Origin of the sequence: Bacteroides sp. 51, from assembly GCF_010500965.1 — a bacterium.
Taxonomy (GTDB): Bacteria; Bacteroidota; Bacteroidia; order Bacteroidales; family Bacteroidaceae; genus Bacteroides.
This window is the reverse complement of record NZ_QVMI01000038.1, coordinates 16,705-37,781: the sequence shown is the minus strand read 5'-3', so window position 1 is coordinate 37,781 and position 21,077 is coordinate 16,705. Positions and strand designations below refer to the sequence as shown.

Sequence of the window (21,077 nt, the reverse complement as noted above, 5' to 3'; positions counted from 1 at the left end):
TTATATTATAAGATATGCTTTTGTAATGCACGGATATGGCTATTCGCCGAGCAAATCAATGATCTTTTCTTCGCAGAGTGTTAGTTTTTCTACTCCTTCATTGGTTACTGCCCAGGAATTCTCAATGCCTACGGCACCGATCTCGGGTAGTACAATCTTTGGTTCCAGTGCAAATACCATTCCGGGTTCTAATTCCACTTTTACACGCGGGGCAAGTACGGGGGCTTCATTGATTTCCAGCCCAATCCCGTGACCGATAAATTTTGCTTTTTGTGAAATTCCCATAAAGTTATCTGCAAAACCGGCTTTGGTTACTACATCAATCGCCGCATTATATAAGTCTTCGCAAATAGCTCCGGGTTTTGCCATGGAGGTGACTGTTTCTTGTACATCCAGACATACCTGATGGGCCAGATAGGCTTCTTCCGGTAGTTTGCCTACAGAGAAAACGCGAGTCATATCACACATATAGCTGTTGAAGTTACCGCCATAGTCAACCATTACCGACTGACCTTTTTGAATTTGGATTCCACTTGTACCAACCGGAATAGATGGGTCAATTCCTTTTCCACCCAAAGCGAAATCGAAAGGAGAGGGTTCGGCTGCATTGTTGCCAACCAATAGGCTACCCATGAATATTTCCATACTTTGACCAAAGACGCGGAAGATTCCCAGGTTGCCTTCCAAACGCATCAAACGTTCAATTTCGATAGAGAGTTCAACATCTGTCATGCCTTCACGGTAAACAGATGGAATTTTATCATAGGCTTTGGTATGTGCTATTCCTGCACGGCGGAACATCTCAACTTCCATTTCAGTCTTCACGCTACGTGCCTGGCGAATAATCGGCGTACCATTCACCACTTTTGATTCGGAGAACATAGCCGCCAATCGGTTATACTCGCTGAAAGACAACTCATCTCCTTCAAGCATAATTGTTTCGGGAACAGGAAGTCCCTGTTCTTTGAGTATTTCAACAATTTGTTCGGGTTTACGGATGGAGTGAAAATGTTCGCCTGTGATGTTATTGGGGCGTTTTACGAAAATGCAAGCGGGAGATTTCAGAGGTAGGTAGAGGTATCCGCTTATGATTTGTCCACAGGTATAAAGTAAATTAACGTTGCAAGCAATTAATGCGGCATCAATGTTCTGTTGAGCCATTAGCGAACGGATTTTATCACGTCGCCGTTTTAATTCCGGTAGTACCATTTCATTTTAATTTTTGTTTAAGGCTTACAAAGTTAGAGCAAAATATTTAAGATTTCACGTTTTTACGTGGTTTTTGTGTCAATCTATACAGCTAAATAATATATCTTTGTCATACCTTTACGAAGCGTACGACGGCTTCGATAGATAGAATTAATATTTGAGTGAAATAAAATGAAGAAATTTATAGTAATCTTACTTAGTGTGTTTTTTTATGGTACGGCTCAGGGGCAAATTAATTTGAACCCCCAAATCAATGAAGCCGAGTTGACATCCCTGAAAAAAGAATTTCAAGAGTTATATCGGCAAAAAAATGTAGATGGTGCCGTGGAGAAAGGGGTGAAGGTTGCCGAAATGCTGACTGAAACCCGTAATCTGAAAGAAACTGCTTCCATTCTTTATCAAATGGATCAAATGGTTATTGATAGCGAAAAGCAAACAAAGAAAACCAATTTCCGTTCGCGCTTCCTGTTGGCTAACCAACGGCTTCGTATGTATATCAATGAAGGTAAGTCGGAGAGTAGTAAAACTCAGTTTAATCTGATGCACTACTGCATGACACATCTGAAAGATGAAAAAGCGTTGAGGGATAATATGCTATTGACGGATGCCGAATACTACCATGCTTTCGGACAAGCAAACAGAAGTCTGGAAGCATATAAAGAACTCTTGCAAAGATGTGTGAGCAGTAACGATGGACACGACAGAGAAGATTGTTACAAAAATATGCTGGCCTATGCCGAACGTAAAAAGATATCTCCATTAACCAAAACTGTGCAGAATTTGTATACGGTTTGGCAAGATTCTATTAATATGGTAAGAGCTGCCCAGGAACTGGAAATACTGAAACAGGAGCACACTGTTCTTCAACAAAACCTGGAAGAAAAAGAACAAACCATCAGTGCCAATAAAATGGTAACTATCGGACTGTGGACAATAATTATAGCTTTAGCCGCTGTAGGTGTTGTTCTGCTTTTGTTGCTCTTCAAGAGCATCTATCAGGTCAGAAAACTAAAGAAGAGTTTGAAGATTGCTAATGAAAGTAATGCGCAGAAATCTCACTTTATCAGCAATATCAATACGCAGATTACTCCTACTTTAGAAGTAATGGAAGAGGCGGGCGAAAGTTCGGACTCTAAAACGATTGCTCAAAGTATTGTTGCTTTGAAACGGAGAATTACGAATATGCAAACCTACATTTCACTGGAAGAAACCCGGGAGGAAACTTATCCTGTAAACAACCTGGATGTGAAGCTGCTTTGTGAAACTGTAATGGAGAAGGCAAGCCCGAATTTCCGTACCGGAATTGAATCGGTAGTGACTGCGCCAAGGGTAAGTATGAAAACAAATGTAGAGGCATTAGAGTATATCTTGTCCTATTTACTTTCCCGGGCTTCTGCAAATACGGAAACCGGAAAGATTTCGTTGGAGTTTAAAAAACGTAATGCCCGTACCGGTCAGTTTCTTATAACAGACACAGGGGCAGTGATTGAACCGGATATGCAGGAAGCGCTGTTTAAACCTTTTGCTGATACCGAACCTTTAGCACAGGAAAATGGTTGGGGACTTCCCATTTGCCGTTTGATGGCTTATAAACTTAATGGAACATTGAAAGTAGATCCCGAATACAAAAAGGGTACACGATTTATTCTCGATCTACATTCCTAGTGATAAACATAAAAAAAGTCAGGTTGATAGCATAAAAACTCCAACCTGACTTTTAACCAAGACTATGTTGTGTGTTATCAGTGATTACTCAAGTAATCAGAGATGCCTTCTTCCGTTGCTTTTAGTGCATCTTTTCCTTTCGACCAGTTTGCCGGGCAAACTTCGCCGTTTTCTTCAAAATGTTGCAAAGCATCAACCATTCGCAGAACTTCATCTACATTACGTCCCAAAGGGAGGTCATTGATTACCATATGGCGTACAATTCCTTCTTTATCAATCAGGAATAAGCCACGGAAAGCTACGGGTGCTCCTTCATATTTGATCTTTCCGTTTTCATCCAACGAATAATCACCGGCAAGTACGCCATAATTTTCGGAGATTTCTTTAGAAAAGTCGGATACGATTGGATATTTTACCCCCTGTATTCCTCCTTCTTTCTTTGGCATTTGTAACCAGGAGAAGTGAGAGTACTCTGAGTCGACAGAGCAACCTATTACGGCTACATTGCGTTTCTCAAATTCAACAAGTTTTTCCTGGAATGCATGCAACTCTGTTGGACATACGAATGTAAAGTCCATCGGATAGAAGAAGAATACCACATACTTATTGCCACGGTATTGGCTTAATGAAAAGTCCTGAACAATCTCATGCCCGTTGATTACGGCCGAAGCCTTAAAATCAGGAGCAAGTTTACCTACTAATGATCTCATACCTAATTATATTTTATTGATAATTGAAAAAATCTTTTCTCAAAGATACTCGTTCTAAAAATACTCTATCAATAAAAGTTTATATAATTAATCTATCAGGAAAGAGGTTTTATCGATGAGACGAGGCAGTGACTTGCTCCGAATTTATATTATCTGATTATGTTTTCCGGCATTTTATCCGGCATTTCTACTCTTACCCAAGTTTCGTGATACCAGGCGTCAAGTATGTTATCGTTCTCATCTTTTTCAATGTAGAACTTCAAACGCAGGTATTTGTCATCCTGGATTTCAAAATACAAGGTATTAACCGCACTGTTGAGCATGGGCAGGTGGATGGAGCGCTCAATATTTTCATGGTATACTCCGTCTGATACTTGTGCATACGTACCGTATCCGTTGATTATCGCGCCTTTGTTGGGAATCACTGTAAAATTTGTGATACGGCCGTCATCCGAAAGTATTTTGAAAGTATTGCTTGGTTTTAAGTCGCCGGGAGTGTCCGGAGATTCAGATACATAACAGCACATTTGCCAGATACCTTTCAGGTTGGCTTCCTGAAACTTTTTCTTTTTCTGTGCCATGACACCGGGTACCATCAACAGCATCGCTGTTAATAAGGTAAAGATATAACGTGTTTTCATACCGAATATAAATATTTAGTGGATACTCAGTTCATTCCGAAAACAAAGGCCTCTTACAGCATATATCAAAGATACGAAAATATTTTAATTAATAAATATTAAAGCTAATTTATTTTAAATTTATATATCAATCGTATAATAAGGAAGAGTAAATCGGATATAATTGATTTGCACACGGCTACCGATGGTATGAAACAAAACTTCCCCGATAGGATGCATCCTATCGGGGAAGGAGTCAAGGTAATGGCCTAAACGGTGTGTAAGCCTACTTCTTCTTGCCTTGATTAGCAACAGCGTCCATTAGTTTTTTGATTTCTTCGGGATCGCCAAGGAAATAATCTTTTACCAGATTCAGGTTATCGTCAAATTCAAAAACATAAGGTACAGCTGTCGGTAGGTTTAGGTGTACAATTTCTTCGTTGGAAATATTTTTGAGGTATTTGATGATTCCCCGCAGGCTGTTACCATGTGCGGCAACCAATATCTGATCTGCACTTTTGAGGGTAGGGAAGATGGTTTCGTGCCAATAAGGCAGAATCCGGTCGACAGTGTCTTTCAGGGATTCGGTACGTGGCAGGTCGTTATTATCGACATCTTTGTACCGGATATCCAGGCGAGGGTTACGCGGATCATTTTCTTCCAATGGCAATGGAGCGATGTCGTAACTGCGACGCCAGATCAATACTTGCTCATCGCCGTACTTCTCTGCTGTTTCGGCTTTGTTGAGACCTTGCAGTGTTCCGTAATGCTTCTCGTTAAGACGCCAGTTTTTCTCTACCGGGATCCAATCCTGATCCATACGGTCTAATACGCAGTTCAACGTTTTAATGGCGCGTTTTAAATAAGATGTATAGGCTTTGTCGAAAACAAAACCTTCTTTTTTAAGCAGGTCACCGGCTTTAGTGGCTTCCTGAACACCTTTTTCGGTCAGGTCTACATCTGTCCATCCGGTAAACCGGTTCTCTTGATTCCAGGTACTCTCCCCGTGGCGGAGCAAAACGATCTTTTTCATTGTTATATGGTTTTTGTACATTCGTTAATTACTGATTTTGCAGGTACAAAGGTCTAAAATAAACCGACCCATGTCAATCACTATAAATTGGTATAATGATTAACAACAGGATTAAGAGAAAGTTCAGCAGCATACTATGATGGCCTCCATAGGGTAGTTGGGCACACAGAATTTGCCTGTCATAAAACGTTTCTTTATCTTTGCCGAAAACTTTAGCATGAAATACAAGGCTGTACTATTTGATTTTGATTATACCCTAGCCGATTCTTCCCGAGGTATTGTAACTTGTTTCCAGCAGGTGTTAAAGCGACATGGCTACACAGACGTTGCTGATGAAACCATAAAACGTACTATTGGAAAGACCTTGGAGGATTCTTTCTCCATTCTCACAGGAGAAACGAATGCTGAGCAACTGGAAAACTGGAGAAAAGAATATGTGAAAGAAGCAGATACATATATGACCGTAAATACCCATATTTATCCCGACACGCTGGAGGTTCTGGAATATTTCAAGGCGAATGGTGCTAAGGTTGGAATAATCTCGACTAAGTACCGGTTTCGTATCCTGGAATTTTTCGGGAAATATCTTCCGGAAGGATGGTTTGATGTGATCGTGGGCGGTGAGGATGTAACGAAACACAAACCAGATCCGCAGGGAGTGACTCTTGCCTTGGAACGTTTGGGAATATCGTCCGCCAATGTGCTTTATGTGGGAGATAGTGTAGTGGATGGCGAAACAGCAAAGAATTCCGGAGTGGATTTTATCGGAGTCACCACAGGCATGACAATGAAAGAAGAACTTGAGCGTTTTCCACATATCGGAATCATTCCGGAACTGAAAAATATTATTCCGTTGACTGGTAAATAATCCCAGTTATTGATTATTGCAAACAAAATTTTAAACCAAAATAAGATGAATAAACAACTACTTGTAATAGCCATAATGCTTGTGGCTATATTATTTTTCTCCTCCTGTGAGAGTTGTGTACAGAAAACAGCAAAGAAAGTAACCGATTTGAGCATGAGTGCGCTTGAAGGTGTGAGCGAATCTATCGCCGAACATGGTGAGTCGACCAGTGAAAAAATGACAGATGCTCTTGGTGCTGTGTTGAAAGGCGCCGGAAAAAGTGTTGACCGCCAGCTAAATGAGCACGCAACACATGTTGCTTCTGTGACAGGTCGTACTTTTGTGCAGGCTTTAGATGGGTTTGAAGGAGGTTTACTCACCGAGTATTACGATGCGGTTCCTCACGAAGATAATTTCTCCAGCGGTATTGTGCTTCAACAATACGGAAAAATAAAAGATACTCCGGTGCTTGATGCCTACTTCATCATTCTCGAACCGGGCGACTATGCATGTACATTTGATTTTGTAGATGCAAAAGGTAAAGTGTTGCTGACTAGAAATGCTACGATTGACAAAGAGAACACAGAAAAGAAAATCTCTGTGGTAAGTATTGCCTTGAATACGGAAGAGGAAGAATTGTTTGGGAAATCAGTTAAAACTCAGATCAAAGTAATAAAGAAATAGCTGCAATGGGCCTGTTCGGAAGTGTCATAAAAGCAGCCGTAATATCTATTCTAACGAGATAAAACGGCTGCTTCAAAACTTAGCTACGACATCCGACTATACGGCGGCTTGCTGCCTTACCCTACCGGGATTTTAATTTTCTGTCCCGGGAAGATTTTATTGGGATCTTTGATCAAGCCTTTGTTGGCTTCAAAGATTTTCTGCCAGGTCATATTGGGGTATTTCTTAGCTATTTTGCTTAAGTTATCTCCGGCTTTTACTTCGTAGATTTCTTCGCTACCATCTTCTTCAATGTTCATCACCACATCGCCGGCGCGCATATCGGGGTCTATTTGGTTATAGATATTCCACATGGCCTCTTTGTTGGTGGGTGATGTCGTTCCCGAAATGTGGAGTACTCCATCATTTTCGACAATAGACAGATTGGCTACTTTAGAGTTCTGAGCAAAATCTATCAATGTTTTGTATTTATCTTGTAGTCCCATTATTTCAAGTCGATTTTGTTATTTACTTTCTTCACATTAGCTTCATTGGCAATCTGCATGATTTTCTGAATGTCGGCACGTTTAGCATTACCGGTAAGTGTTACCTCTCCGTCTTTAACCTCGACCAATACATTCTTAAACCCACCCGCAGCTAAGGCCGTATCAATGGTTGATTTGATTGTTCCGTCGGCATCCACTTTGATTACAGGAGCCGCCTTTTTTACGGTTGTATTATTCACTACAGATTTAATGTTTTTAACCGAGCGCGCAATACTATCTACTGAAAAGCGTTCTGCATCCGAATTAACGGTTCCTACCAGTGTAGCGACTCCGGCATTTACTGTAGCAGTTACCTGGTTTGTTTTTTTGTTAATCTCGGTTTGAACGTTGGTTTGCAAATCCTTGTCACTTGTTTTACAGGATTGCAATGATAGACCCGATATCATCAGGGCTAAAGCATAAAAGATTACTTTCTTCATAATTTTTCTGTTTAAGTTAAATTTATATATAAAAACGATATGTTTTTTATGACAAAAAACATGTGAAATCTTTATTGTTACATAGACGTAAACATGTGCCCTTTCTTTTTGTTCATACAAAAAGAGGTATATTCACAAAATTTGATGAATATACCTCTTTTAAAACAACAATCTTACCGAAGCTACTCCGCAACAGGAGGCATTACTTCCATTGCATTACTCCGTGAAGGAGTTATTTTCAGAATGTCATCCACGATATACCGTGAATGTCCTCTCCAAGGCAATGTTCCGAAATACTCTTTATAATGCAAATCTACAATTTGTCCGCCTGCATGCATAAGAGAATCTGCAATCTTCGGATCGGAGATGGAGAACTCAAATTCATTCGATTGTATTCCTCCACTATTCGACCAAAAGCCGGTTTGAATCAGCTTCCCCTCGTAGGTTTTGAATACTACTCCTTTGTAAACAACGAAGTTTAGTTGACCGGTCTTTACGCCTTCGCCATACGGGTAGTAATAGCGAATGCCAACAAAACCGGCTAATCCTAGAATGATAATAGCAAGTGCTATTATCTTAAACTTTTTCCAACCACTCCGGGGTGGCTTAACATTTTCCGACATACTTATATCTATTTACTAATTCCTTCCAACGTTAAGAGGAATGTATATGCCAAAGCTACATCGTGCAAATAATCAAATCTGCCGCTTGCTCCTCCGTGACCGAACTCCATATTGGTTTTCAATAACAATACGTTGTTGTCCGTCTTCATGTCTCTAAGTTTGGCTACCCATTTTGCCGGTTCAAAGTATTGCACCTGGCTATCGTGAAGACCAGTAGTGACAAGCATATTCGGATAGTTCTTCTTTTCCACATTTTCGTATGGATCGTAGCGTTTCATATAAAAATAAGCCTCTTCTTCTTTCGGATTACCCCATTCGCCAAACTCATTGGTGGTCAGAGGGATGTCCTCATCTAACATGGTATTTATCACATCAACGAACGGAACGTCTGCTATTATTCCATGCCATAATTCCGGCTCCATATTCACAACAGCTCCCATCAAAAGACCTCCGGCGCTACCACCCTCAGCATATAAGTGACCTTTGCCGGTATAATTTTCGGCGATCAGATATTCTCCGCAAGCGATAAAGTCGGTAAATGTATTGATCTTCTTTTGCAGTTTACCATCTTCATACCATTGGCGGCCCATTTCCTGTCCCCCACGGATGTGAGCAAGAGCATATATGAATCCTCTGTCCAGCAAACTTAACCGGCCACTGCTAAAGGTGGCATCCATGCTGTTACCATAACTTCCATACCCATAAAGCAGAAGCGGAGTTTTGGCAGTTCTGGCTGTCGTTTTCTTATAAACAATCGAGATGGGTACTTTTGTTCCGTCTTTTGCCGTAGCATATAATCTTTCTGTTTTATATTCCTCTTTATTATAGCCTCCCACTATCTCTTGCTCTTTCATCAGTTTCTTCTCCTGCGTATTCATGTTATAGTCATAAATAGAATAAGGAGTGGTCATTGATGTATAGTTATATCTTACTACATCCGTGTTATATTCAGGATTACCGGATGTGTATGCCAGATAAGTAGGCTCTCCAAAATCAATATAATATTCTTTTCCATCTGTCAGGTGGCGGATACGTAATTGTATCAAACCTTCTTTGCGTTCTTCGATTACAATAAAGTCTTTAAATCCATCTACGCTTTCGATCAGGATATCTGCCCGGTGTGGTATATACTCCTTCCAGTTTTCCACACCGGTTTTATCCAGCGGACATTCCATTACACGGAAATTCTGAGCATCCATGTTGGTAAGGATAAGGAATCTGTCTTCCAATGGAATGATATCGTATAAAACATCTTCCATTCGCGGTTGGAAAGATTTGAATGTAGCATTTGGCTGGCTGGATTCTATATAGAATGTTTCGGAAGACATGGTCGACTGTGATATAACGAAGATATACTTTCTGTCTTTTGTTTTTCCTACACCAATATAGTTGGTTTTATCTTTTTCTTCATAAACCGTAACATCCGCAGCCGGATCGGTACCTAAAACATGCTTTTTAATTTTCTCACCCAATAAGGTTACAGGGTTCTTTGAGGTGTAAAAGATGGTCTTGTTGTCGGCTGCCCAAACAGCCCCTCCTTGTGTATTGGGGATGGTTTCTTTATAGATTTCTCCGGTTTCCAGATTCTTGATAAATATAGTATATTGCCTCCGGCTTACTTCATCTACACTATATGCCATCAGTTTGTTGTCATCGCTGATAAAGACACCTCCGACAGCATAGTATGCATATCCTTCGGCCATTTTATCTACATCCAGCAGTATTTCTTCGGGTGCTTCTAATGTTTCTTTCTTACGGCAATATTTATGATATTGTTTGCCCTCTTCCGTGCGCGTATAGTAATAATATCCGTTACGGAATGTAGGAACACTCTCATCTTTATCTTTTATGCGCCCTTTCATTTCCTCGAATAAAGAATTCTGTAAGGCTGTTGTATTAGCCATGACGCTATCTACATACGCATTTTCGGCATTCAGATATTCGATAACGAGTGTACTGTCGGGACCTTTTCCAAAGAAGTCGTACATCCAGTAATAATTATCAAGAACCGTATCACCATGTAGTGTTCGTACGTGTTCTTTCTTTTCTGCGATAGGAGGGGCGGCTTGCCTGAAGCCACTTTTATCGCTACTTTTTGTACATGCCATAAGAAGTAGTAAACTTAAAGTGAAAAATACAGCTTTCTTCATATTCTATATCAATTAAGAATTAGTTTCTTTAAAATGTCTCAAATTTAAGTGGTTCTTCTTAACTGTCCAAATATCTTTGTTTATTTGTTTCTATGAATATGCAAAAACAGTTATTTGAATAACAAGGAGTTAGGGATTTAGTTTATAACTTCGGGCTATAATTCACAAACCAACTGATACCGAATTTGTCTGTGCACATGCCGAAATAATCGCCCCAATGTGCGCGGCTCAGTGGCATTTGTACGGCTCCACCTTGCGACAGTCCATTAAAAATACTGTAAGCTTCATCCTGTGTCTCGGCCGTTACATAGATGGAGAAATTATTTCCGGCTACAGGGCGCATGCCGAACGCTTCCAATCCATCGGCTCCCATAAGTAGCGTATCTTTATTAATCGGCAGGCAGATGTTTTCGATTTTTTCCAGGTCTTCTTCCGGAATTACAGGCATGCCTTCTTCTTCCAGTCTTGGTACGTCACCGTATTTGCTAACGAAAGATATGGTTGTTCCAAATACGGTTTCGTAATGCTTGAATGCTTCTTCACAATTTCCGTCAAACTTAAGGTAGATGTTTAATTTTGCCATAATTGATGTTTTATATTATTCCTCAAAGATAGGTAGAAAAACGACTGTCGCACTGGTGAAAAAGCTATAAAATAGAAAAAATACGAATATTCAGCGAAATAGTGCACTCTTTTCCAAAGAGAAAACCCTATGTTTGCCTTCGGAAATCAAATGAATAAATCATGAATCTAAGAATCTTTTACTTATTATTATTGCTTCCGTTGTTGGGAGCATGTAATAGCGGACCCGCTTACAAAAACACATCTCTTTCGCCCGAAGAGCGTGCGGAGGATTTACTAAACAGACTTACGTTGGAAGAAAAAGTCCAATTAATGGTCGACTGGTCGAAACCCATCGACCGATTGGATATTAAACCTTATAATTGGTGGAACGAAGCGCTACATGGTGTTGCCCGTGCCGGATTAGCTACGGTGTTTCCTCAGCCTATCGGTATGGCGGCATCCTTCGACCCGGATGCCGTTTATCAGGTGTTTAATGCCGTATCCGATGAGGGGCGTGCGAAGAATACCCGTTTTGCTTCGGAAGGCAGCTATCATCGCTACCAGGGATTAACGATGTGGACACCCACTGTCAATATTTACCGTGACCCGCGCTGGGGTAGGGGTATTGAGACGTATGGTGAAGATCCTTACCTGACCAGTATGATGGGGGTGGAAGTTGTTAAAGGTCTTCAAGGTCCTGAAGATGGTAAATACAATAAGTTGCATGCCTGCGCCAAACACTTCGCTGTACATTCCGGTCCGGAGTGGAACCGCCATTCTTTTGATGCCGAAAACATCAGTCCCCGCGATTTGTATGAAACTTATCTGCCTCCATTTAAGGCTTTGGTTATGGATGCAAAGGTAAGGGAAGTGATGTGTGCATATAATCGTTTTGAGGGTGAACCTTGTTGTGGCAGCAATCAATTGCTGATACAGATATTGCGCGAAGAATGGGGATTTGACGGAATCGTAGTTTCCGATTGCGGTGCAATAGCCGATTTCTATAAGGAGAATGCCCATAAGACACATCCTGATGCTGCAAGTGCTTCTGCCTATGCCGTTCTGAATGGTACGGATCTGGAATGTGGTTCCAGTTATACATCTCTTGTGGAAAGTGTACAAAAAGGCTTGATCTCCGAAGAAGATATCAATGTTTCTGTCAGACGATTGCTGAGAGATCGTTTTGCATTAGGCGAAATGGACAACCTGAAAGATGTGCCTTGGAGTAAGATTCCTTATTCGGTAGTAGCTTCTGCTGCTCACGATTCATTGTCATTAGATATGGCACGTAAATCAATGACGCTGTTGATGAATAAAGATAACACACTACCTTTGAAACGTGGTGGGTTGACTGTTGCTTTGATAGGGCCAAACGCCAATGACTCTGTGATGCAGTGGGGAAATTATAACGGTACTCCAGCCCGTACCATTACCATTTTTGATGGTATCCGTTCGGCTTTAACCCCTAACGATAATTTGATCTATACACCCGGTTGCTCATGGGTGGAGAGGACGCTGATGAAGAGTCTCTTTACTCAGTGTGTATCCAAAGAAGGCCCCGGATTCTCTGCGCGTTACTGGAATAATCCTGAACGTACCGGCGAGCCTGTAGCTACTGCTCAGATAGCCACGCCTTTCCGTCTTTGCACATCGGGGGCAACGGTGTTTGCTCCGGGAGTAAACCTGAAAGATTTCTCGGCTACGTATAACTCCGTATTTACACCCCAGCAGTCGGGTAAGGTGATTTTTGATATGTACACTTGTGGTATTGGTAAGATTTACGTTGACGGAGAAGAGGTGAAATCATTTAAGAATGGGCATGGTAGTCGTAAAACCACTTACGAAATGGCGGTTGAAGCGGGCAAGGCTTATGATATACAAATTGATTTTGCTTATCTGATGGGTGATGCACAACTAAACTTTGACCTGGGATATAAAAGTGAAATAGACATAAAGACCACCTTGCATTTAATTGAAAATGCTGATGTAGTAGTCTTTGCCGGTGGTATATCTCCATCGCTTGAAGGTGAAGAGATGGGAGTGAACCTGCCCGGATTCAGGGGTGGCGACCGTACGGATATTGAACTTCCTGCCGTGCAACGCGAGTTTATCAAAGCGCTGAAAGATGCCGGCAAGAAGGTTATTTTGGTGAACTGTTCCGGTTCTCCTATCGGACTTGTGCCTGAAACAAAAACGTGCGATGCTATACTCCAGGCTTGGTATCCGGGACAATCGGGTGGTAAAGCGGTAGCAGAGGTTTTGTTTGGCGATTATAACCCGTCCGGGCGTTTGCCGGTGACTTTCTATCGTGATGTGAATCAACTTCCTGATTTCGAGGATTATAATATGACGGGACGTACGTATCGTTACATGAAAGAAGAGCCTTTGTTCCCATTCGGTTATGGATTGAGTTATACTACTTTTGAATATGGCAAGCCGCAACTGAGCGCAACAGAGATTACGGTTGACGGTACTTTATCTCTGACTGTTCCGGTATCTAATACTGGTAAAATGGATGGCGATGAAACGGTGCAGGTGTATCTTCGTAAACTGGGTGATGTGAATGGACCGGCTAAAGCTTTGTGTGCTTTTGAACGTGTACGTATCCTGGCCGGAAAACAGACTGAGGTTAAATTGAACCTAACCGGAAAACAACTGGAATGGTGGGATGAGGCTTCTAATACCATGCGGGTACATCCGGGAAGTTATGAATTGATGGTAGGGTCAAGTTCAAGAACTCAGGATTTGCAGGTATTGAGTTTGGAGATTAAATAACTGTAGGGGCGGTTCGTGAACCGCCCAATACATCGGAAACCATTTTCGGGCGGTTCGCGAACCGCCCCTACAGCTATTTTACTGTAATTATATTATTAAAATAAATCCGGTCCGATGAACCACCTACCTGTATCTCAAATTCGCCGGGTTCTACTTCCCGTTTCATATAAGCATTATACAAAGCCAGTTCGGAAATAGGCATTTCCAGTGTAACCATTTTCTTTTCCCCCGGCTTTATCTCTACCTTTTTGAATGCTTTTAATTGTTGGATAGGAGTGGATACCGAACTTATTTTATCCCGTACATATAACTGCACCACTTCTTTCCCATTCCGTTTTCCTGTATTCTCAACCTCTACATTTACAGTTAATGTTCCTGTATTCGAAAATATGGAATCATTTAGCGTGCATGTGTTATATTTAAAATCAGTATAACTCAAACCATATCCAAAGTTATACAACGCATAAGGCTTTTCGAATACATAGTGCCCGCCGGGATTGTCGAGTGATCCACCCGTATCGAATATCTGTTCGCGGTCTGTAGGATAGTAATTATAGTAGCAAGGTGTATTGCCCGTACTCCTCGGGAAAGATATATTTAAGCGGCCTGACGGGTTTACATTTCCTGCCAGAATATCTGCCATAGAGTTGCCTTGTTGTTCCCCGGCGTAGAACTGCACCAATAGCGCATCTGCATTCTCTTTTACCCACGAAAGAACCAGCGGTTTACCCGTAATTAATACCACCACCATCGGCTTGCCGGTTTTCTTTATCTCTTTGAGCAGTTCCAGTTGTTTGCCGGGCAGTTCCAGCGAAGAAAGGTCGAAACCTTCACCCGAAGTAACCTTATGTGCTTTCGCATTGCGTCCCAGCCAGTAACTTCGTGTTCCTACTGCTACAATGGCCAGATCACTCTTTTCTACTGCTTTTACCGCATCGGCAATTCCTTCTTCGTTTTGGCTCCACCAGTCACAACCATCTACCTGGTTGATGGTTGCTTTCTTTCCGAATACATTTTTGATTCCCTGATATAAAGAAACACATTCATCGTCTTCCGGGTTTACCCATGCGTAATCACCCGCCACACCATGAGCACTATTGGGGCCGATAACTGCTATTGAACGGTATTTCGACATATCTAACGGGAGGATGTTATTCTTATTCTCTAATAGAATGGCGCTCTCGTCGGCTATTTTTTTAGCCAATGCAACGTGTTCTTTGCTTCGAACCACCTGATCTACTTTTTGCGGATCGCCATATGGGTCGTCGAATAAGCCCAGTCTGAATTTGGCGGTCAGCACCCGGCGCACAGCCTGGTCTATGTAGAATTCATCCAATTGTCCTTTTTCTACTTGTTCCTGTAGTGTTTCGTATGCGGGGTCCCAGACATCCATGTCGATACCGGCTATAAGTGCCTGTTTGCCGGCTGCTGCTGTGGTGGGGACTGCAAAGTGAAATACTTTCAGTCGGTCCACAGATCCCCAGTCCGAGTAAACAAATCCTTTGAAGCCCAACTCTCCACGTAGAATATCGGTCATAAAGTAGGGTGAACCGCTCACCGGAATCCCGTCGTAGGCACTGTAACAACTCATAATGGCAATTGGATCGGCTTCTTTAATGACTCGTGCAAAAGGGTACATATATAAACTGCGTAGTTCGCGTTCGCCACCGGCCACGAAGGCACAGTTCAGTCCGCCGGTAGGAGTTCCGTGTGCCACAAAGTGTTTAGGCATGCATCCTACGCCATGTTTCTGGAAACCACGAACGAAGTTGATTCCCATTTCGGAAATCAGATAGGGATCTTCCCCGAAGGTTTCTTCCACTCGTCCCCAGCGAAGTTCGCGGGCTATGTCTAACACGGGCGATAGTACTTGGCGAATGCCTTGAACGCGGGCTTCGGCGGCTTCGGCTTCGGCCATTTGAAAGATTAATCCGGGATTGAATGTGCTTCCCTGTGCTATGGCTTGGGGAAAAATGGTACAACCGTTCTGTAAGATACCATGAATGCCCTCGGAGGAGGTGAGGATGGGAATGCCCAAACGTGTTTCGTTCTTCATGTATTCATGTACTTTTTGGAAGAGGTTGGCTGCATCCTGGGCCGATAGACTCATTTCGTGGATGGACCCGAAGCTTTCTCCATGGTAGGTGCCATGAAGGTTGTTTATATCTCCGGTAGAGCGATTTTGGAGTTGAATCACTTTCTCGCGTAAGGTCATGCGCCGTAGTAGGTCTTCGACACGCCTTTCGATAGGGGCGTTTTTATCTTTGTAAATCGGGTCATTGCCGGCCTGGACTGCCGGGAGGCATATACATAATACAGCGAGAAAAGAAAATTTGATGATTTTCATTTGGATAAGGGTTAACGATGAATAATAAGGTTTGCACTCTACCTGTTGCCGAGGCATAGCGTGCAGACAAAAGTAGGTATTCGTAACCCCTTACCTTATTACATATGATGCAAAAAATGTAAGTTTTGCCGCTATTTAGGATTGATACAGGTATATTTCCTCTATAAAATGAACACAGAGTCACAGAGATACAGAGTTTTTATTCTTTCTTTGTGTCTCTGTGACTCTGTGTTCATTAATTATTTTTATTGGACTCGCTTATAAATCATTCTTTTTATGTAAGTTTGCCATCAACTCAAAAGCTGTTCTTGAACCATCAATATATAATTACTATATGAAAAAACATTGCCTGACTCTGTCTTTCCTTTTGATCCTGTCATTCCTGTTTACATCGACTGTTTTAGCACAGGATATTTATAAAACCGAGCGTGACATTCCTTATATCCCTGCAACCGAGAAGGATGCGTATCGTATGGAGCGTTGTAAGTTGGACGTTTATTACCCTGAAGGAAAAACAAATTTCGCTACCGTTGTCTGGTTTCATGGCGGCGGACTGGAGGGCGGTAATAAACATATTCCCCGGGAGTTGACGGAGCGGGGTTTTGCTGTTGTTTCGGTGAATTATCGCCTGAGTCCGAAGGCCACCCATCCGGCTTATATTGAGGATGCTGCCGAGGCTGTAGCGTGGACGGTTAATCATATCGGAAAGTATGGCGGTAATAAGGAACGGATCGTGGTGTCTGGCCATTCTGCCGGTGGTTATCTGGCGTTGATACTTGCACTCGACAAGTCTTATCTGGCAAAACATAGTGTGGATGCCGACCAGATGATGGCATGGTTTCCGTTGAGCGGACAGACCGTAACTCATTATACCATTCGCAAAGAGCGCAAAATGCCCGATGGCATTCCGTTTATTGATGCGTTTGCCCCCATACAGCATGCCCGGAAAGATACTCCCCCTATTCATTTGGTTGCAGGAGATCGCAGACTGGAAATGATGGCCCGCTATGAAGAAAATGCACATCTATACGCTGTACTCAAAGGAGTAGGGAATGAGCGTGTATATCTGTATGAGTTGCAAGGCTTCGACCACGGGAGCATGTGTGCACCCGGTTGCATGTTGCTTGTGGAATATCTGAACAAACATAAATAAACGGCCGGTAAGAGAAATCATTATTAAATTAACACATATATTCATGTCACAAAAACAGACCCCACCCCCCTCTGCTGCATTTGCTGACACTAAACCACACTACAATATCCTCGACGGATTGCGTGGGATAGCTGCAATTACAGTTGTTTGTTTCCATTTGTTTGAAGCTTTTGCAACCAGCCATCTGGACCAGAACATAAACCACGGTTATCTGGCTGTCGATTTTTTCTTTATCCTCTCCGGTTTCGTGGTAGGGTATGCGTATGATGATCGTTGGAAGACGATGAAAACATGGGATTTCCTTAAGCGCCGGGTCATACGTCTGCAACCGATGGTTGTTTTGGGTGCGATCATCGGCGGTGCTGTGTTTTACCTTCAGGGATGCTCCGTGTGGGATGTTTCGCAGGTTACGATAGGCGCGCTGTTGATGGCGACTTTGCTGAATGCTTTCCTCTTGCCCTCTACGCCGGGTATGGAAGTCAGGGGGCTGGGAGAGATGTATCCGTTGAATGGGCCTACGTGGTCGTTGTTTTTTGAATACATCGGCAATATCTTGTATGCATTGTTTATCCGCCGGCTTTCTACCAAAGCGCTTACGGTATTGGTTGTTGCCGCCGGGTGTGGATTGGCAACATTTGCTATCTTCGGACCTTATGGTGATATCTGTGCCGGGTTTCAGTTGACGGGGACGGAGTTTACGGGCGGTTTCCTGCGTTTGCTTTTCTCTTTCTCGGCGGGATTGCTCTTGTCGCGCATCTTCAAGCCGGTTCATATAAAGGGGGCGTTTTGGCTGTGTAGCCTGTCGATAGTTGTTCTACTGTCTGTTCCCCGCCTGGGCGGAGCCGATCATTTCTGGATGAATGGCTTGTATGAAACGCTGTGTTTTGCTGTGTTCTTTCCGCTTATCGTTTTCCTGGGTGCTTCGGGCAAAACGACAGATAAGTATACGGTTCGGATATGTAAATTCCTGGGGGATATTTCTTATCCTTTATATATGGTTCACTATCCTTTTATTTATTGGTATTATGCATGGGTGAAAAACAATGATCTCACATTTGTTGAATCTCTCCCCGGAGCCGTGGCTTTGGTGATAGGTAGTATTCTGTTGGCGTATGCTTCTTTGAAACTTTATGATGAGCCGGTCCGCCGGTTTTTAACGAAAAGGTTTTTGCGGAAAGAAGGGAAAGCAGGAATGAAATGATGGGATTTTAACCGCAGAGTTACGCAGGTTAAGAATTGATTCGAAACTGTTTTTTTGTACCATAGAAAATGAAGAAACGTGCTAAAAGTAGCACTCGCTTTGTTGGAAGCCTTTATTCAAGGGGTATGCAGGAATGAGACTTTGTCTTTTTCCTGCTAGCACTCTAGTCTCACTACTAGCATCAAACTATTGGGTAGAAGCTTGATTGAATCTGAAGTTCTACTTGATTGAATTTGAAGTTCTGCTTGTAGTAATTTCAATTGCCTGGTCCACTTCGCTTTCCCCACCTAGGTGTTCGATTCTTCCCCATGTACGTCGGGCAGGCTTCCCCATGTAGGTGGGGAAAACGAAATGAAACCGGCAATTGAAACCTGAGAAGTCATTAAGGAGAAGTCCGTCCAGTTGCGTCAGGCATGAGTGTGATAGTAGTGCTATATGAGTGCTAGTAGGAAAAAGACAAAGTCTCATCCTTATATGCCCCTTGAATAAAGGCTTCCAATGAAATGAGTGACACTTTTAGCACGTTTTTGAGAAAAGATATGTAGGGTGTATGGTCACTCTCCGCACAAAACAAACAATGTAAAACGGTATGGAAAGGAATGATTTACTGTAGGGGCGGTTCGCGAACCGCCCAATGCCCAGAATACACAGGAAACCATTTTCGGGCGGTTCGCGAACCGCCCCTACAGCTAATCATTTACACTCATAACTGGATGGAAATGAATTAATTCTATGCTGACTTCAACGTCCACCCCCTGCTCCCGCGAGGCTGTGTCATAAGTAGAACAGTGACCACGTCATTGGTAGCTGTAGGCGAAGTGGAGTAAACCTACAGTAAGACACCCCCTCTAGTACAATGCTACGCAAAAATACGAAATAATGTAATATCCCTGTATATCTATCCGGAAACTGAGTGATTTTTGCTTTAATATCATTTCCATTAAAACAAAAATCATTTTCGAAAGTCATTAGGTTATTCATTTTCTTAATTTTAGGGTTCCAAAGTTTGCATAATTTTTAATATAAAACACAAGTACCATGAAAGAATTAAAAATGTTTATCGACGGTAAGTTCGTAGAGAACACCACAGGGAAATGGATTAATGTATTAAACCCTTCAACCGAGGAAGTGATTTCCCTGATGCCCGAAGGAACCGTTGATGATGTAAAAACAGCGATTGATGCCGCCGAGAAAGCGCAAGGCGCATGGGAGAGAACCCCGGCAGTGGAAAGAGCTTCCTATTTAATAAAGATGGCAGCAGGTATCCGCAAACGCGAAAAGGAACTGACCGATATTATTGTTCGCGAAGGTGGTAAAACACAAGGATTGGCCAATGTAGAAGTACTGTTCACGGCCGATTATCTGGAATATATGGCCGGTTGGGCACGCCGTTACGAAGGCGAAATCATCCAAAGCGACCGTCCACGCGAAACCATCATGCTCTTCAAAAAACCTATCGGTGTAACCACAGGAATCCTGCCCTGGAACTTTCCATTCTTCCTCATTGCCCGTAAAGCTGCTCCGGCTTTGGTAACAGGAAACACCATCGTAGTAAAACCCAGTCAGGTAACACCCGAAAATGCCTATGTATTTGCGCAAATCGTAGAAGAAACCGGACTTCCGGCAGGCGTATTCAACCTCGTGATGGGTAGAGGCTCCGTGATCGGTAGCGAACTGGCTGCAAATCCGAAAGTCGGTATGGTTAGCCTTACAGGTAGCGTCGGTGCCGGTCAGCAAACTATGGCGGCGGCGGCTCCGAATGTTACCAAAGTATCGCTGGAACTGGGTGGAAAAGCTCCCGCTATCGTGATGGCAGACGCCGATCTGGATCTGGCTGTAAAATCAATCATAGCTTCACGCGTCATCAATACCGGCCAGGTATGCAACTGTGCCGAACGCGTATATGTAGATAAGAAAGTGAAAGCTCTGTTCATGGAGAAACTCGTAGCCGGCATGAAAGCCGTGAAAGTGGGCAACCCAAATGAAGTAGCCGATCTGGATATGGGACCGTTGGTGGAAGCAAATGCATTGAAATCAATCGAAGAAAAAGTACAGAAAGCCATCAGTCAGGGATGTACACTAGTATGTGGTGGCAAGCGCATCGGTACAAAAGGATATTTCTTCGAACCAACCATATTGGATAACGCTACCCAGAAAATGGACATCATTCAGGAAGAAACATTCGGCCCCGTACTGCCGGTGGTAGAATACGAAACTGTCGATCAGGCCATTGAATGGGCAAATGACTGTGAGTATGGCTTAACTTCTTCCGTATATACCCAGAACCTCGATGCCGCATTCAAGTTGATGCGCTCCCTGAAGTTCGGCGAAACGTACATCAACCGCGAAAACTTCGAAGCCATGCAAGGCTTCCATGCCGGATGGCGCAAATCGGGTATCGGTGGTGCCGATGGCAAACATGGTTTGGAAGAGTATCTGCAAACACATGTGGTGTATTTGGAAACTAAATAGAACAGCCTCACCCCAGCCCTCTCCAAAGGAGAGGGGGCTTCCTGCGGGTGAAGTTCCTTG

General features: G+C 42.8%; 17 protein-coding genes. 7 read left to right on the top strand and 10 right to left on the bottom strand.

Annotated features, from left to right (window positions below; genetic code table 11):
- Positions 1-39: 39 nt before the first annotated feature.
- Positions 40-1,209: a Xaa-Pro peptidase family protein gene (locus D0T87_RS20830; protein WP_163177718.1), complete on the bottom strand. Its 1,170-nt coding sequence runs from the start codon at positions 1,207-1,209 to the stop codon at positions 40-42.
- 171 nt (positions 1,210-1,380) lie between these two features.
- Here D0T87_RS20830 and D0T87_RS20825 point away from each other — a divergent pair, with 171 nt between their 5' ends.
- Positions 1,381-2,874, top strand: coding sequence for a HAMP domain-containing sensor histidine kinase (locus D0T87_RS20825; RefSeq protein ID WP_163177716.1), 1,494 nt, complete (start codon positions 1,381-1,383; stop codon positions 2,872-2,874).
- A 77-nt stretch (positions 2,875-2,951) separates the two neighbouring features.
- On the opposite strand, the gene D0T87_RS20820 is transcribed toward D0T87_RS20825, so the two are convergent.
- The 3 genes from D0T87_RS20820 to gpmA all read right to left on the bottom strand — a co-directional run bounded on the left by D0T87_RS20820 (position 2,952) and on the right by gpmA (position 5,237).
- Positions 2,952-3,584 carry a peroxiredoxin gene (locus D0T87_RS20820; RefSeq protein WP_163177714.1) on the bottom strand — a complete coding sequence of 211 codons (633 nt, stop codon included), beginning with the start codon at positions 3,582-3,584 and terminating at the stop codon, positions 2,952-2,954.
- A 149-nt stretch (positions 3,585-3,733) separates the two neighbouring features.
- Positions 3,734-4,225: a DUF4488 domain-containing protein gene (locus D0T87_RS20815; RefSeq protein ID WP_163177712.1), complete on the bottom strand. Its 492-nt coding sequence runs from the start codon at positions 4,223-4,225 to the stop codon at positions 3,734-3,736.
- Between the two features lie 265 nt (positions 4,226-4,490).
- Positions 4,491-5,237, bottom strand: a complete 747-nt coding sequence (gene gpmA / locus D0T87_RS20810; protein ID WP_163177710.1) for a 2,3-diphosphoglycerate-dependent phosphoglycerate mutase — start codon at positions 5,235-5,237, stop codon at positions 4,491-4,493.
- A 217-nt stretch (positions 5,238-5,454) separates the two neighbouring features.
- On the opposite strand from gpmA, the gene D0T87_RS20805 reads away from it, so the two are divergent.
- Together D0T87_RS20805 and D0T87_RS20800 are read left to right on the top strand one after the other, a co-directional pair.
- The gene (locus tag D0T87_RS20805) at positions 5,455-6,105 is read left to right on the top strand and encodes an HAD family hydrolase (RefSeq protein ID WP_163177708.1); all 651 of its coding nucleotides are present in this window, start codon (positions 5,455-5,457) and stop codon (positions 6,103-6,105) included.
- 45 nt (positions 6,106-6,150) lie between these two features.
- A complete protein-coding gene (locus tag D0T87_RS20800) occupies positions 6,151-6,768 on the top strand; it encodes a hypothetical protein (protein ID WP_163177706.1) in 618 nt (205 codons plus the stop codon).
- A 116-nt stretch (positions 6,769-6,884) separates the two neighbouring features.
- Here the strand turns inward: D0T87_RS20800 and D0T87_RS20795 are convergent, their stop codons facing one another.
- From D0T87_RS20795 to D0T87_RS20775, 5 genes are all read right to left on the bottom strand, one after another.
- A complete protein-coding gene (locus D0T87_RS20795) occupies positions 6,885-7,253 on the bottom strand; it encodes a LysM peptidoglycan-binding domain-containing protein (protein ID WP_163177704.1) in 369 nt (122 codons plus the stop codon).
- The gene (locus D0T87_RS20790; protein WP_163177702.1) at positions 7,253-7,732 is read right to left on the bottom strand and encodes a BON domain-containing protein; all 480 of its coding nucleotides are present in this window, start codon (positions 7,730-7,732) and stop codon (positions 7,253-7,255) included. The genes D0T87_RS20795 and D0T87_RS20790 overlap by 1 nt, the downstream gene beginning before the upstream one ends.
- A gap of 182 nt (positions 7,733-7,914) precedes the next feature.
- The gene (locus tag D0T87_RS20785; RefSeq protein ID WP_163177700.1) at positions 7,915-8,355 is read right to left on the bottom strand and encodes a hypothetical protein; all 441 of its coding nucleotides are present in this window, start codon (positions 8,353-8,355) and stop codon (positions 7,915-7,917) included.
- Positions 8,356-8,363: 8 nt separating this feature from the next.
- Complete coding sequence (locus D0T87_RS20780) at positions 8,364-10,463, bottom strand: S9 family peptidase (protein ID WP_239063807.1); 2,100 nt, start codon at positions 10,461-10,463, stop codon at positions 8,364-8,366.
- Positions 10,464-10,647: 184 nt separating this feature from the next.
- On the bottom strand, positions 10,648-11,088 hold the full coding sequence (locus D0T87_RS20775; RefSeq protein WP_163177696.1) for a VOC family protein: 441 nt from the start codon (positions 11,086-11,088) through the stop codon (positions 10,648-10,650).
- A gap of 161 nt (positions 11,089-11,249) precedes the next feature.
- Between D0T87_RS20775 and xyl3A the strand changes: the two genes are divergently transcribed.
- Entirely contained in the window at positions 11,250-13,844 is a 2,595-nt protein-coding gene (gene xyl3A / locus D0T87_RS20770; protein ID WP_163177694.1) for a xylan 1,4-beta-xylosidase, read from the top strand.
- Positions 13,845-13,917: 73 nt separating this feature from the next.
- Here the strand turns inward: xyl3A and D0T87_RS20765 are convergent, their stop codons facing one another.
- On the bottom strand, positions 13,918-16,191 hold the full coding sequence (locus D0T87_RS20765; RefSeq protein ID WP_163177692.1) for a glycoside hydrolase family 3 N-terminal domain-containing protein: 2,274 nt from the start codon (positions 16,189-16,191) through the stop codon (positions 13,918-13,920).
- A 334-nt stretch (positions 16,192-16,525) separates the two neighbouring features.
- On the opposite strand from D0T87_RS20765, the gene D0T87_RS20760 reads away from it, so the two are divergent.
- The 3 genes from D0T87_RS20760 (at position 16,526) to aldA (ending at position 21,017) form a co-directional block, all read left to right on the top strand.
- Positions 16,526-17,344 carry an alpha/beta hydrolase gene (locus D0T87_RS20760; RefSeq protein WP_163177690.1) on the top strand — a complete coding sequence of 273 codons (819 nt, stop codon included), beginning with the start codon at positions 16,526-16,528 and terminating at the stop codon, positions 17,342-17,344.
- Between the two features lie 43 nt (positions 17,345-17,387).
- Positions 17,388-18,545 carry an acyltransferase gene (locus tag D0T87_RS20755; protein WP_163177688.1) on the top strand — a complete coding sequence of 386 codons (1,158 nt, stop codon included), beginning with the start codon at positions 17,388-17,390 and terminating at the stop codon, positions 18,543-18,545.
- 1,038 nt (positions 18,546-19,583) lie between these two features.
- A complete protein-coding gene (gene aldA, locus D0T87_RS20750; RefSeq protein WP_163177686.1) occupies positions 19,584-21,017 on the top strand; it encodes an aldehyde dehydrogenase in 1,434 nt (477 codons plus the stop codon).
- Positions 21,018-21,077 lie beyond the last annotated feature (60 nt).

What these genes read in the sequence shown, in the direction of transcription:
- D0T87_RS20760 (WP_163177690.1), top strand. Translation starts at nt 16,526, where the DNA reads ATGAAAAAACATTGCCTGACTCTGTCTTTCCTTTTGATCCTGTCATTC.
- D0T87_RS20780 (WP_239063807.1), bottom strand. Translation starts at nt 10,463, where the DNA reads ATGGCATGTACAAAAAGTAGCGATAAAAGTGGCTTCAGGCAAGCCGCC.
- D0T87_RS20795 (WP_163177704.1), bottom strand. Translation starts at nt 7,253, where the DNA reads ATGGGACTACAAGATAAATACAAAACATTGATAGATTTTGCTCAGAAC.
- D0T87_RS20825 (WP_163177716.1), top strand. Translation starts at nt 1,381, where the DNA reads ATGAAGAAATTTATAGTAATCTTACTTAGTGTGTTTTTTTATGGTACG.
- D0T87_RS20805 (WP_163177708.1), top strand. Translation starts at nt 5,455, where the DNA reads ATGAAATACAAGGCTGTACTATTTGATTTTGATTATACCCTAGCCGAT.
- D0T87_RS20790 (WP_163177702.1), bottom strand. Translation starts at nt 7,732, where the DNA reads ATGAAGAAAGTAATCTTTTATGCTTTAGCCCTGATGATATCGGGTCTA.
- D0T87_RS20765 (WP_163177692.1), bottom strand. Translation starts at nt 16,191, where the DNA reads ATGAAAATCATCAAATTTTCTTTTCTCGCTGTATTATGTATATGCCTC.
- D0T87_RS20830 (WP_163177718.1), bottom strand. Translation starts at nt 1,209, where the DNA reads ATGGTACTACCGGAATTAAAACGGCGACGTGATAAAATCCGTTCGCTA.
- D0T87_RS20820 (WP_163177714.1), bottom strand. Translation starts at nt 3,584, where the DNA reads ATGAGATCATTAGTAGGTAAACTTGCTCCTGATTTTAAGGCTTCGGCC.
- D0T87_RS20775 (WP_163177696.1), bottom strand. Translation starts at nt 11,088, where the DNA reads ATGGCAAAATTAAACATCTACCTTAAGTTTGACGGAAATTGTGAAGAA.
- D0T87_RS20815 (WP_163177712.1), bottom strand. Translation starts at nt 4,225, where the DNA reads ATGAAAACACGTTATATCTTTACCTTATTAACAGCGATGCTGTTGATG.
- D0T87_RS20800 (WP_163177706.1), top strand. Translation starts at nt 6,151, where the DNA reads ATGAATAAACAACTACTTGTAATAGCCATAATGCTTGTGGCTATATTA.
- aldA (WP_163177686.1), top strand. Translation starts at nt 19,584, where the DNA reads ATGAAAGAATTAAAAATGTTTATCGACGGTAAGTTCGTAGAGAACACC.
- D0T87_RS20785 (WP_163177700.1), bottom strand. Translation starts at nt 8,355, where the DNA reads ATGTCGGAAAATGTTAAGCCACCCCGGAGTGGTTGGAAAAAGTTTAAG.
- D0T87_RS20755 (WP_163177688.1), top strand. Translation starts at nt 17,388, where the DNA reads ATGTCACAAAAACAGACCCCACCCCCCTCTGCTGCATTTGCTGACACT.
- gpmA (WP_163177710.1), bottom strand. Translation starts at nt 5,237, where the DNA reads ATGAAAAAGATCGTTTTGCTCCGCCACGGGGAGAGTACCTGGAATCAA.
- xyl3A (WP_163177694.1), top strand. Translation starts at nt 11,250, where the DNA reads ATGAATCTAAGAATCTTTTACTTATTATTATTGCTTCCGTTGTTGGGA.